Source organism: Streptosporangium sp. NPDC002544, from assembly GCF_040295965.1.
Classification (GTDB): domain Bacteria; phylum Actinomycetota; class Actinomycetes; order Streptosporangiales; family Streptosporangiaceae; genus Streptosporangium.
Map to the genome: position 1 here is coordinate 89,023 of NZ_JBEOWJ010000029.1, position 12,210 is coordinate 101,232.

The 12,210-nt window shown below is 69.4% G+C and carries 10 protein-coding genes; 6 read left to right on the forward strand and 4 right to left on the reverse strand.

The window, feature by feature from the left end:
• Positions 1-5: 5 nt before the first annotated feature.
• On the reverse strand, positions 6-2,012 hold the full coding sequence (locus ABT061_RS34785) for a glycosyl hydrolase family 28-related protein (protein ID WP_350926075.1): 2,007 nt from the start codon (positions 2,010-2,012) through the stop codon (positions 6-8).
• Between the two features lie 386 nt (positions 2,013-2,398).
• Between ABT061_RS34785 and ABT061_RS34790 the strand changes: the two genes are divergently transcribed.
• From ABT061_RS34790 to ABT061_RS34800, 3 genes are read left to right on the forward strand one after another with little or no spacing between them, the layout of a single operon-like run.
• Positions 2,399-3,877 carry a serine hydrolase domain-containing protein gene (locus tag ABT061_RS34790; RefSeq protein ID WP_350926077.1) on the forward strand — a complete coding sequence of 493 codons (1,479 nt, stop codon included), beginning with the start codon at positions 2,399-2,401 and terminating at the stop codon, positions 3,875-3,877.
• Positions 3,874-4,851, forward strand: a complete 978-nt coding sequence (locus ABT061_RS34795; RefSeq protein ID WP_350926078.1) for a sensor histidine kinase — start codon at positions 3,874-3,876, stop codon at positions 4,849-4,851. The genes ABT061_RS34790 and ABT061_RS34795 overlap by 4 nt, the downstream gene beginning before the upstream one ends.
• Positions 4,848-5,507 (forward strand): response regulator, encoded by a 660-nt coding sequence (locus ABT061_RS34800; RefSeq protein WP_350926080.1) that lies wholly within the window; start codon positions 4,848-4,850, stop codon positions 5,505-5,507. The genes ABT061_RS34795 and ABT061_RS34800 overlap by 4 nt, the downstream gene beginning before the upstream one ends.
• A 29-nt stretch (positions 5,508-5,536) precedes the next feature.
• Here the strand turns inward: ABT061_RS34800 and icmF are convergent, their stop codons facing one another.
• Complete coding sequence (gene icmF / locus ABT061_RS34805) at positions 5,537-8,788, reverse strand: fused isobutyryl-CoA mutase/GTPase IcmF (protein ID WP_350926082.1); 3,252 nt, start codon at positions 8,786-8,788, stop codon at positions 5,537-5,539.
• A gap of 94 nt (positions 8,789-8,882) precedes the next feature.
• Between icmF and ABT061_RS34810 the strand changes: the two genes are divergently transcribed.
• Complete coding sequence (locus ABT061_RS34810; RefSeq protein ID WP_350926084.1) at positions 8,883-9,428, forward strand: MarR family transcriptional regulator; 546 nt, start codon at positions 8,883-8,885, stop codon at positions 9,426-9,428.
• A gap of 91 nt (positions 9,429-9,519) precedes the next feature.
• Here the strand turns inward: ABT061_RS34810 and ABT061_RS34815 are convergent, their stop codons facing one another.
• Positions 9,520-9,885, reverse strand: coding sequence for a YybH family protein (locus tag ABT061_RS34815; RefSeq protein WP_350926086.1), 366 nt, complete (start codon positions 9,883-9,885; stop codon positions 9,520-9,522).
• Between the two features lie 444 nt (positions 9,886-10,329).
• Here ABT061_RS34815 and ABT061_RS34820 point away from each other — a divergent pair, with 444 nt between their 5' ends.
• Both ABT061_RS34820 and ABT061_RS34825 read left to right on the forward strand, forming a co-directional pair.
• A complete protein-coding gene (locus ABT061_RS34820; RefSeq protein ID WP_350926088.1) occupies positions 10,330-10,932 on the forward strand; it encodes a superoxide dismutase in 603 nt (200 codons plus the stop codon).
• Between the two features lie 4 nt (positions 10,933-10,936).
• Positions 10,937-11,518 carry a GNAT family N-acetyltransferase gene (locus ABT061_RS34825; protein WP_350926090.1) on the forward strand — a complete coding sequence of 194 codons (582 nt, stop codon included), beginning with the start codon at positions 10,937-10,939 and terminating at the stop codon, positions 11,516-11,518.
• A gap of 47 nt (positions 11,519-11,565) precedes the next feature.
• On the opposite strand, the gene ABT061_RS34830 is transcribed toward ABT061_RS34825, so the two are convergent.
• The gene (locus ABT061_RS34830; RefSeq protein ID WP_350926092.1) at positions 11,566-12,090 is read right to left on the reverse strand and encodes a hypothetical protein; all 525 of its coding nucleotides are present in this window, start codon (positions 12,088-12,090) and stop codon (positions 11,566-11,568) included.
• Positions 12,091-12,210: the final 120 nt, after the last annotated feature.

The following is a 12,210-nucleotide window of genomic DNA, read 5'->3' on the forward strand; positions in this document are numbered from 1 at the left end:
CGCCGTCACCATGCCGACGGCGCCGGAGGCGCGACGACCGGCGGACGGTCGTCGCAGGTGATGGTGTTCGGCAGTTCCCACGCTGCGAGCCAGGGGCCGGTGGTGCCGCCCCCGTCGTTGCCGCCGAGGTCCGTCAGCGAGAACTCCGAGCCGGTGGACGGGAAGTTGAACGCCCCGCAGTTGTTGACGCCGACCGCGCCGACGTTGCGGGCGTCCACGTTCTCGAAGGACGCCGAGCCCTTCACCCGGGCGCTGACCACGGAGGTACCGGTGCCGTCGACCCTGATGTCCTTGAAGTGGACGTTGGTGATCGAGTACAGGTCCTTCACCGGCCAGTCGCTGACCAGCATGATCGCGTTGTAGGTGTTGTCGAGGAAGTGGTTGCCGACCACCTGGATGTCGGCGTCGATGTTCTTCTCCAGCGCGTAGAACCAGATGGCTCCCAGGCCGATGTTCCAGTTCAGCTCGTAGGTACCGGCCCGGACCGTGGTGTTGTCCTTGACCCACAGGTGCCCGGCGAAGGCCTCGGCGCCGAAGCGGGAGCCGACCTGGATGGCGCTGCCCTCCCGGATCGGGTCGGCGACGAGGTTGTTCGAGATGGTGTTGTCGGTGCCGCCGTAGACGGCGATGCCGTTCGCGAGGACGGGCGTCTGCACGGTGTTGTGGTCGAAGGTGTTGCCGGCGTTGGAGGTCTTCTCCGACCACATCGCCAGGCCGTCGTCTCCGGAGTTGCGGATGAAGTTGTTCGACACGACCGAGTTCGTGACGCCGGTGTGGAAGTTGAGACCGTCGGCGATCTGGTCGACGATGACGTTGTTGGTGATCTTGAGGTTCGTCATCGGTCCGTCGAACCACAGGCCCACCTTGGTGTGGCGGATGTGGAGGCCGTTGATGGTCGAGTTGCTCATCGCCCCGCCGACGCCGTTCACCTGGTCGGTGTCGATGCGCTCGCGGACGTCGCCTTCGATCGCGAAGCCGGACAGGTGGACGTTGTCGCTGCCGCCGGCCGAGGCGTCCTTGCCGTAGAAGCCGACGCCGGTGTGCACCGAGCCGTCGGGGGCCGGCGCGGGCAGTGTGACCTCGCGGCCCTTGATGATCGTGTACCAGTTGCCCGCGCCCTCGATCGTCACGTCGTCGACGATGATGTGGCGGTTCACCTGGTAGGTGCCCGGCGGGATGTAGACCTTGAGGCGCTTGCTCTTGGCGAAGGCGATCGCCCTGTCGAACGCGTTGGCGGAGTCGCGCCGCCCGAGCGGGTCGGCGCCGAAGGCCAGCACGTTCGCCGCGACGAGCCTGACATGCGGAGCGCCGACGAGGTGCGAGTCGAGCAGGTCGATGACCGTCCAGGCGGCGTTGCTCCCGGCGGGAACCGTGAGCCGCACCCTGTCACCGGCGCGGTAGGTCCTGCCGAGCAGGAGGCGCTGCTCGTCGTAGAAGTGGCTCGGACGGAACGGCTTGGTGATCGCCGGAGTGGGCGTGGTGGCGGCGGGCACGCAGGCGCACTCGGTGATCCACCAGTCGGGGTGGAGCAGGTCGGCGTTCGGGTCGTTGGAGAACGGATACTGGTTGTACAGCCACGCGTACTGCGAGGTGAGGGTCATGGACTTCTTGGCCCCGCCGTTCACCGTGACGTTGAGCGGCGCGGTGATGCCGCCGCCGTTGGGGGCGTCCGGGATGCTGTAGCGCACGGTGATCGCGTTGGCCGCGCGCGGCAGGGTGAACTCGACGTGCTGCCCGGGCGTCAGCTTGACCGCTCTGCGACCCGACGCCTCCGACGGCAGCGTGTACGCGGTGCGGTCCGGGCCGATGACCGTGCCGTTCGTCGCGGCGTTCTCCGCCTCCTGCTCGGCGAAGTCGACGCTCGCGCCCCGGCCCGCGACGAGTGACGGGTCGAGGCCGGCGCGAGTCACCACGGGCGTCGAGGCTCCGTTCGCGTTCTTGTCGGCAAGGGCCGTGCCACCGAGCACGACGCTGAGACCGACGGTGACCGCGGTCACCGCTGCGACCGCCACCGTGGCCCTTCGCGGTGGCCTGCCGGACCACCTCGCCGCGGTTCCTGTGCTGATCAGTGACATCGCATGCTCGTTTCTCTCGGGGGGTGAACACCTCAGGACGCCCGGGGGAGCGACCGTCCTGAGGTGAGGCGACATTAGGACCCCCGAACCCCGCCCCACAAGGCTCGTGCGAAATAGTTTCGTAATCTTGTTCTCTAGCTGCACATGTCCATCAAGTTCTTGCGGCAGCTGTCCTGAGTTGTTGTGAAGTTCTCGCAACACACGACCGGCCGGAGGCGAGCCTGACGCCTGTCTGTCCGCACGGGGACATCCGACTTTCGTCAGGGGTGGTCGTGGCCGATCGTCGGATACCCCCGGGGCCGCCGGTTTCTAGGTTCTTCAGCATGAAACGCGACCTCATCGGCCTGGCAGTGGGATTCGGCCTGGCAGTGACCCTGGCAGTGCCCCTGACAGTGACCCTGGCCGCGGCTCCCGCCGCGCAGGCCGGACCACCCGCCGCCGAGCCGACCGCCGAGCCGACCCCGGCCGACATCGACGCCTACCTGGCCAGGACCATGGAGTCCACCGGGCTGCCCGGGATGTCCGTCGTCGTGACGCACGGCGGCAAGATCGTGCACGCCGCCGGATACGGGCGCGACTCGGCCGGCGAACCGGTCACCGAGAACACTCCGATGCGGGTCGCCTCGGTCAGCAAGTCGTTCACCGCCATGGCCGTCATGACACTGGTCGACGACGGCAGGATCTCCCTGGACGAGCCGGTCGCCGGGCGACTGCCGGAGTTCCGCATGGCCGATCGGCGCGCCGCGGGAATCACGGTACGGCAGCTGCTGAACCAGACGTCGGGCCTGTCCGACACCACCGTCGACATCGGCGCGACGGAGAGGTCCAGGTCGCTCGCCGACTACGTGTCCACGCTGAGCACCGGCACGCTGGCCGCCGACCCCGGTACGCGCTGGGAGTACTGCAACGTCAACTACGACGTGGCCGCCCGGCTGGTCGAGGTCGCCGGCGGACGAGACTTCGGCGACTACATGGAGCGGCACGTCTTCGGCCCGCTCGGCATGACCGGCAGCGCCGTCAGCGACCAGGCCGTCCAGCCGTCCGAGGGTTTCAACTCGCTGTACGGCGCCTGGGTGCCACGGCCCGAGCTGCCCGGCTTTCTCAACAACAGCGGTGGCGGCGGAGTCATCAGCACCGCGGCCGACATGGGCAGGTGGCTGATCAGCCAGACCGGCAACGGCGAACAGCTGGTGACGCCGGAGAGCCTTGCGACCATGCACACCCCGTCCCAGGTGCGTGACTACGGCATGGGCTGGGGTTCGGAGACCGTGAACGGCACCAGGCTGCTCGTGCACTCGGGCAACCTGTTCACCTACAACGCGGTGCAGGCGATCGCCCCGGACACCGGGTACGGCTTCGCGGTCATGACCAACAGCGCGGCCCTCCACGACGACACCTACGACGTGCTCACCGGCCTGGTCGCGATGAGCCGGGGCGGGACGCCAGAGGCGCCGGGCGGGGACCGGCAGGTGTTCGAGCTGGTCCTGGGCCTGATCGCGTTGACGGCGGTGGGTCTGGGGGTGCTGGGCGTGCTGCGGTCGCGCCGCTGGGCGAGCAGGCGGGCCGGAAGTCCCGGCTGGTGGATCGCGCTGCGCACGGTCCCGGTGCTGCTGCCGGTGCCGCTGCTCGCCGGGTATCCGGAGCTGATCTCCTTCCTGATGAGAGGCCGGACGGTCACCTGGGAGCAGCTCACCTACTTCGCCGCGCCGATGACGATCACCCTGGCGGTCGCGGCGACGGCGGGAGCCGTCACCACCGCGATGCGGCTGCTGAGGCTGCGATCGGTAGTGTCAACCGGGTGAGAAACGGTGTGATCCTGGTGTTGATCGCGGGGTTCACCCTGCTCAACGGGCTGAACCTCGACGGCATCCCGACCTGGCGGCAACTTCTCTTCGCGGTGCTGACCGTGACGGCCTACCTGCACGGACGCCACCTGCCGGTACGGCGGGACTGGCTGATCCTGGCCGTTGCCGCGATACCCGGCGCCGTCCACACCGTGCTGGACTTCTGGACCGGAGCCGGTGCGCTGATGGCCCTCGGCCTGTTCACGGTGCTGCCGTGGCTGGCCGGCCGGTTCCGGCGGCAGCAGGCCGAGCTGGTGAAGGCGGGCCGGGAGCGGGTCGCCCGGCTCCAGCGAGAGCAGGAGCTCATCGCCGAACGCGTCACGCTTCGCGAGCGCGCCCGCATCGCCGCGGACATGCACGATTCACTCGGCCATGAACTGGCACTGATCGCGCTGCGCGCCGGAGCCCTGGAGCTGGCCGCCGACATGACCGAGCCGAACCGGGAGGCGGCGGCTCAGCTGCGGGCCTCCGCAGTCACCGCGACCGACCGGCTCCGCCACACCCTCGGAGTGCTGCGCGAGGGCGGCTCCATTCCGGTCGAGCCGCCGGACGAGTCCATCGAGGCACTGGTTGACCGCGCGCGTGGCGCCGGGATGGCGGTCGCCTTCCGCCAGGTCGGCGAGCGTGCGCTCCTGCCGCCGCCGACGGACCGGGCCGCGCACCGGGTGGTACAGGAATCGCTGACCAACGCCGCCCGCCACGCGCCCGGGGCGGACGTACTCGTCCTCCTGGAACGGGCCCACGAGACGGTCACCGTCACGGTGCGCAACTCCGCGGCCCCCGGCACGCCGACGCCGGCAGTCGGGGGGAGCGGGATAACAGGCATGCGCGAGCGGGTCCGGCTGCTTGGCGGCACGTTGTCGGCCGGCCCCCATGACGACGGGTTCACCGTGACGGCGCGGTTCCCGGCCAGGCCGGAGGGACACCGATGATCCGGGTGGTGCTGGCCGACGACGAGGCCATGATCCGGGCCGGGGTGAAGTCGATCCTGGCCACCGACGCGGGCATCGAGGTGGTCGCCGAAGCCGCCGACGGGCGCGAGGCGATCGAGTTGACGCGCGCGCACCGGCCGGACATCGCGATGCTGGACATCCGCATGCCCCGGCTCGACGGCCTGTCCGCCGCGGCCGAGCTGCGTGCCACCATGCCGCAGGTCGCGGTCATCATGCTGACCACGTTCGACGAGGACGAGTACGTCTCCAGAGCGCTCGACGAGGGCGCCGCCGGCTTCCTGCTCAAGGCCGCCGACCCCCGGGAGCTGATCATCGGGGTACGGGCGGTCGCCGACGGCGCGGCGTACCTGTCGCCGAGGATCGCGCGGAAGGTCATCGCGCAGCTGGGCGGCGGCAGGCTCTCCAGGGCGGGTACGGCACGCAGGCAGGTGGAGTCGCTGACCGCACGGGAGCGCGAGGTGCTCGCACTCGTCGGCCGGGGCATGTCCAACCAGGACATCGGCCGCGAGCTGTTCCTTTCGGAAGGCACCGTCAAATCCCACGTCAGCGCCATCCTGCTGCGGCTCGGTCTGAACAACCGGGTCCAGGCGGCGATCATCGCCTATGAGGCGGGTCTGGTGTCCGGGGACACCTGACCGAGCATCCCCGGCTGGACCACGGTGTCTCAGACGTTGCGCCGGTACTGGCCGCCCACCTCGAAGAGCGCGTCGGTGATCTGCTGCAGGCTGCAGACGCGGGCGGTGTCCATCAGCACGGCGAACATGTTCTCGCCGTCGTGGGCGGCCTCCTTGAGTGCGGCCAGTGCGACGTGCGCCTGCTCGCGGTGGCGTTCCTGGAAGGCGCCGACCCGCTCCAGCTGGGAGCGCTTCTCGTCCTCGGTGGCGCGGGCGAGTTCCACCGGCCCGGCGTTGCGGGCGTCGGCGTCGGGATTGCGGAAGGTGTTGACGCCGATGATCGGCAGGCTGCCGTCGTGTTTGCGCTGCTCGTAGAGCATCGACTCGTCCTGGATACGGCCACGCTGGTAGCCGGTCTCCATCGCGCCGAGCACGCCGCCGCGCTCGCTGATCCGGTCGAACTCCGCCAGCACGGCCTCCTCGACCAGGTCGGTGAGCTGGTCGATGATGTACGAGCCCTGCAACGGGTTCTCGTTCATCGCCAGGCCCCACTCGCGGTTGATGATGAGCTGGATGGCCAGGGCGCGGCGTACCGACTCGGAGGTGGGGGTGGTGACGGCCTCGTCGTAGGCGTTGGTGTGCAGGCTGTTGCAGTTGTCGTAGATCGCGATGAGGGCCTGCAGCGTGGTGCGGATGTCGTTGAAGTCCATCTCCTGGGCGTGCAGCGACCGGCCGGAGGTCTGGATGTGGTACTTGAGCTTCTGCGACCGCTCGTTCGCGCCGTAGCGCTCCCGCATCGCGACCGCCCAGATCCGCCGCGCGACCCGGCCGAGCACGCTGTACTCGGGATCCATGCCGTTGGAGAAGAAGAACGACAGGTTGGGCGCGAAGTCGTCGATGTTCATGCCCCGGGCCAGATAGGACTCCACGTAGGTGAAGCCGTTGGTCAGCGTGAAGGCGAGCTGGCTGATGGGGTTGGCCCCGGCCTCGGCGATGTGGTAGCCGGAGATCGACACCGAGTAGAAGTTGCGCACCCCGTTGTGGATGAACCACTCCTGGATGTCGCCCATCATCCGGAGCGAGAACTCGGTGGAGAAGATGCAGGTGTTCTGACCCTGGTCCTCCTTGAGGATGTCGGCCTGCACGGTGCCGCGCACGGTGGCCAGTGTCCGGGCGCGCAGCTTGGCCGCCTCTTCGGGCGAGGGCTCGCGGCCGTGCGAGTCGCGATGGCGATCGAGCGCCTGGTCGATGGCGGTGTTGAGGAAGAAGGCCAGGATTGTGGGGGCGGGGCCGTTGATGGTCATGGACACCGACGTGGCCGGTGCGGACAGGTCGAACCCGTCGTAGAGCGCCTTCATGTCGTCCAGGGTCGCGATCGACACGCCGGAGGTGCCGACCTTGCCGTAGACGTCGGGGCTCTGGCCGGGGTCGCGGCCGTACAGGGTGACCGAGTCGAACGCGGTGGACAGCCGGGTGGCCTCGCTGTCGGCCGACAGCAGTTTGAAGCGCCGGTTGGTGCGGAAGGCGTCCCCCTCGCCGGCGAACATCCGGGCCGGGTCCTCGCCCTCGCGCTTGAACGGGAAGACCCCGGCCGTGAACGGGAAACGGCCGGGCAGGTTCTCGCTCCGAAGGAAGCGCAGCAGTTCCCCGTGGTCGGTGTAGCGCGGCAGCGCCACCCGTGGAATCGTGCTGCCCGAGAGCGACTCGCGGGTGAGCCGGGTGCGTGACTCCCGGTCGCGGACCCGCACCACCTGCTCCTGGCCTGAGTACGCCTCGACGACCGCCGGCCAGCCGTCGATGAGCTCCGCGTTCGCCGGTGCGAGGTCGGCTCTGGCCGCCTCGGCCAGCTCGGCGACGGCCGCGGCGGGCGATCCGGTGAGCTCGGCCGCCACCTCGGTCAGCCGCTGCAGGCGCCGGGCGGCCTCGATCTGCCGGGCGGTCTCGGTGTGGTAGCCACGCACGGTCTCGGCGATCTCGGAGAGGTAGCGGATCCTGCCGGGTGGGACGATCTGGGCCGCGCCGGTGGACGCGCGGCCGCTCACCTCGGGCAGGACGCCGGGCTGGAGCGGCAGGCCGCCTTGGGCCAGCAGGCCGCTCAGCTCCTGGTACAGGGCGGTGACACCGTCGTCGTTGAAGGTGGCCGCGCTGGTACCGAACACCGGCATGTCCTCGGGCCGGGCGCCGAAAGCCTCCCGGTTGCGGATCAGTTGCCGTGACACGTCGCGCAGCGCGTCGGCCGCACCACGCCGTTCGAACTTGTTGATCGCCACCACGTCGGCGAAGTCCAGCATGTCGATCTTCTCAAGCTGGGACGCCGCGCCGAACTCGGGCGTCATCACATACAACGCGACGTCGACGAGAGGGACGATCGCGGCGTCGCCCTGGCCGATGCCCGGAGTCTCCAGGATCACCAGGTCGTATCCGGCGGCCTTGCACGCCTCGATCACCGCGCCGATGTTCTCGGGCAGCTCGCGGGCGCCCCGGGTGGCCAGGGACCGGAAGAAGACGCGGTCGCCGTCCAGGGTGTTCATCCGGATCCGGTCGCCCAGCAGCGCGCCGCCGCCACGGCGCCGGGTCGGATCCACCGCCAGCACGGCCACCCGGAGTTTGTCCTGCTGGTCGGTGCGGAACCGGCGTACCAGCTCGTCGGTGAGGGAGGACTTGCCAGACCCGCCGGTGCCGGTGATGCCGAGCACCGGCACCCGGCGACCGGCGGCCGCGTCCGCCAGTACCCGCCGGTCGGCCTCCGGCAGTGTCCCGCCCTGCAGGCAGGTGATCACGCGCGCCAGCGCCGTCCGCTCACCCGCCAGCACACTCTCGACCGGCGCCGGCCGCGCGGCGAGATCGACGTCCGACTCACGGATGAGCCGATTGATCATTCCCGGCAGGCCGAACCGCTGGCCGTCCTCGGGGGAGAAGATCCGCACCCCCGACTCGGCCAGCCGGGCGATCTCCTCCGGCACGATGACGCCACCGCCGCCGCCGAAGATCTGGACATGTCCCAGCCCTGCCTGCCCGAGCGCCGAGGCGAGATATTCGAAGTACTCGATGTGCCCGCCCTGGTAGGAGCTGACCGCCACTCCCTGGGCGTCCTCCTCCATGACCGCGTCGACCACTTCCCGCACCGAGCGGTTGTGGCCCAGGTGGATCACTTCGGCTCCCTGCGCCTGCAGGATCCGCCGCATGATGTTGATCGCCGCGTCATGCCCGTCGAACAGCGCGGCGGCGGTGACGAAACGCACCGGGTGGGTGGGAACGTGCAGCGAGCCGTTGGCGCGGGAGTGGTCGTCGGAGCGTGGCACCGGACTCTCCTGGAGGGTAATAAATCCTTGGACATCAAATATTTTGGCATTAAAGTACATAGGTGATCGGGATCCGGTCAAGTACCGTGAGCCGGTGCCTAGTTCACCCTCTTTCGACTCCATCGCCGAAGCTCACCGGCAGTGGAACGCCCGCTGGCCGGAGCATGCCGACCACATGGCCACCGTCACCTCCGTCATGCGGGTGCAGCAACTGCTGCTGAGCCGGATCGAGGAGACCCTCAAGCCGTACGGCCTGACCTTCGCCGCCTACGAGGCGCTGCAACTGCTGGCATTCGCGCGGGGGGCGCTGCCGATGGGAAAGATGGGGGAGCGGCTGATGGTGCACCCCGCCTCCGTGACCAACGTCGTCACCCGCCTGGAGCAGCGCGGGCTCGTGGAACGGCGCGTCTCCCCCGACGACCGGCGCGTGGTCCTGGCCAGGATCACCTCTGCCGGGCAGACCCTGGCATGGCAGGCGACCGAGGCGCTCAACGAGAGCTCGTTCGGCCTGGCCGACCTCACCCGCGCCCAGGCCGTCGAGACCACCGCCCACCTCCGTGACATCCGCGCCGCACTGGGCGACGTTCATCGGCCCGGCCAGGCCGGGCCGAGCCCGCGCGACCTCCCCGTGCACCCGTAGCCGGGGGCGCGCTCATCAGGGCCATCCTGGAGCGCGCGATGCCGACGCGTCCCTGGGGGAGCTCGGCCTCCCCGGCCCCGGCTCCGGCGGTTCAGCGGGTGGGGGGAACGAACTCGGGCTGGTCGAGCAGGCGCAGCCAGCTGCCGTCGGGCTGGCGCCGGACGACCTGTGCGCGGGCGCCGCTCCCGTCCTTCGGCGGGGTCGAGGTGAGGGCGATGTCGTCGCTGATCAGCGTCGGCAGCGGTTGTTCCTGCTCGAAGCGGGGACGGCCGGCCAGCACCTTCTCCCACAGCGCGCGGATCGCCTCCCGGCCCACCGTCTGGCCGCCGGGCGGGTAGGCCATCACCGCGCCCTCCTCGTAGAGCTCGGCCACTCCGGCCGCGTCACCGGCATTGGACCGTTCGACGAACAGGCGGGTGATGTCTTCGGGCCGCATGGCCTTCTCGTACTCCGGCATGGATTCCTCCTGATGTTGGATCTCGGTACCCACCAGCGTGGTCGCTCACCGATCAGAAGTCCAACAGATGAATCTGCTAGAAACTAGAAGTTTCAGCTATGGAAGTTGGCTCCGGCAGCACAGTCGTTTCAAGACCGTCAGCGGCCGAGGACACCCTTCCCGCTCTGCGTCTCGTCGGCATTGGGCTGCTACGAGGGTTCCGGACAGACAGCCCATCAGTGATGCACTAGATGTTCCCGGGCGTGGCGTCGATGAGATCCCCGCAGGCGAGCCGGTGGAGACGGCCCTGCTTCACCCTCGATACAGCCGGTCGGCTCCTGTGCGGCCGGTGTGAGGGGTGCGGGAAGTCCTGGGGATCATCCGGCACGCCCGCTTCTGTGCAAGTAGTTGCATGGCTAGAGTTATTGCATATTATTTGCAGGAGCAAGTCAGAGGAGAGAAGCGATGGGTGAGTACACCCTTCCCGATATGCCCTACGACTACGCGGCCCTGGAGCCCGCGATCACCGGGGAGATCCTGGAGTTGCACCACTCCAAGCACCACGCCGCCTACGTCAAGGGCGCCAACGACACCCTGGAGAAGCTGGCCGAGGCCCGCGACAAGAGCGAGTTCGGCGGGTTGGTCGGCCTGGAGAAGACCTTCGCCTTCAACCTGTCCGGGCACGTACTGCACTCGATCTTCTGGCAGAACCTCTCACCCGACGGCGGCGACCGCCCCGACGGGGAACTGGCCGCGGCCATCGACGAGCACTTCGGCTCTTTCGAGGCCTTCAAAAAGCAGCTCACCACCGCCACCGCGGGCGTGCAGGGCTCCGGCTGGGGCATCCTGGCCTGGGAACCGCTGGGTCGCCGCCTGGTCGTCGAGCAGGTCTACGACCACCACGGCAACGTCGGCATGAACACCACCCCGCTGCTGGTCTTCGACGCCTGGGAGCACGCCTACTACCTGCAGTACCGCAACGTGCGCCCCGACTACGTCGAGAAGTTGTGGACCCTGATCAACTGGAACGACGTCATCGCCCGCTTCACCGCGGCCAAGGGCGTCTGACCCCATGAGCGCGGCGCCCGCCCACCGGGCGGCCGGTGCGGCGGGCGCCGCGCGTCATGAGATCCGGCTCGTCCGCGCCGGCCAGGTACGGCCGTTCCTTCCAGCCGTGGCCGACGTGGGCGGGCAGGTGTTCACCCGGCCGCCGTGGTGTGAGCCGTACCCGTCGGCGCGCGGGGTCGCGGCCCGCCTGCTGGCCGACAGCCGCCGACCGGGGTTCGTCCTCGCCATCGCCGTGGACGGCGACGGCGACGACGAGGTGTGCGGCTTCGCCTACGGGGTGAGCTGCTCACGGCTGGCGACCCTGACCTGCGGGCAGCCCCACGACGACTTCACCCTCCGCGAACTGGGCGTGCTTCCGCACTGCCGCGGCCGTGGCCTCGGGGCCGTCCTCCACGACAGCGTCCTCGCCATGAAAGGTGATGGACCGGCGTGGCTCACCACCCACTCGGCCGCGACCACGGCGCTGGGCCTGTACCGCAGGCGGGGGTGGCGGTCGGTCATGCTGCACGAGCAGGCCGGCGCGACTCGCCTGATCATGCGCAGACCGCCGTCCTGGCCCGCCTCGCACCGCGAGGGCAGAACCTGATCAGGCCCGTAGCCGATCTCCGTCAACCGCTTCCGCAAGACCGGTTCTCAGTGCCGGCGGGGGTCGAGCCTCCCGGCGACGGCGAGCGGCAGGCCGTCGAGCCCGGAGCCGTCGGGTCCAAGGACTTCCAGCCCGGCGGCCAGAGCCGGGTCACGGCGGAGAGTCTCACCCACGACCGGGTCGGTCAGCAGGAGGAAGGACAGGTGCCGCAGGGCGTGGGCGACCACATTCTCGACCTGGAGGCGCTCGGGCGACGGTGTCGAGGGGGAGGAGCCTCTGGCGATCCGGAGATCCGCCGGTGCGACCGCCGGGAGGTGGGGTGCGGGATCGGGGCAGACGGCGTAGGTCAGCACGACCTGGCCTTCGGGCTGGTAGCGCCAGCTGGTGGAGTGCACCACCGTGGCCGTCGCCTCGGCGGTGAGGCCGCAGGCGCGGCGGACCGCCTGATCCGGGCTCTCGCCCTTGCCCAGCGACGTCACCTGGCGCCGGTAGTGCCATGTACCCGCCGAATCGGCCCGCAGCAACAGGATCTCCACCGATACCGGCACGAGGTGGTCGAGCCGCTCGTTCACATGATGTCCCGTCGTCCGGCGCACTGTTGCACTGATTATGCAACAGCATTTTTCCGGCAGTAATGGTCGTTGCCGCCGGAGCCTTTCTGTGCGTAGTTTGGCGCGGGGCGATAGAGAGGT

What these genes read in the sequence shown, in the direction of transcription:
- ABT061_RS34800 (WP_350926080.1), top strand. Translation starts at nt 4,848, where the DNA reads ATGATCCGGGTGGTGCTGGCCGACGACGAGGCCATGATCCGGGCCGGG.
- ABT061_RS34820 (WP_350926088.1), top strand. Translation starts at nt 10,330, where the DNA reads ATGGGTGAGTACACCCTTCCCGATATGCCCTACGACTACGCGGCCCTG.
- ABT061_RS34815 (WP_350926086.1), bottom strand. Translation starts at nt 9,885, where the DNA reads ATGCCGGAGTACGAGAAGGCCATGCGGCCCGAAGACATCACCCGCCTG.
- ABT061_RS34790 (WP_350926077.1), top strand. Translation starts at nt 2,399, where the DNA reads ATGAAACGCGACCTCATCGGCCTGGCAGTGGGATTCGGCCTGGCAGTG.
- ABT061_RS34825 (WP_350926090.1), top strand. Translation starts at nt 10,937, where the DNA reads ATGAGCGCGGCGCCCGCCCACCGGGCGGCCGGTGCGGCGGGCGCCGCG.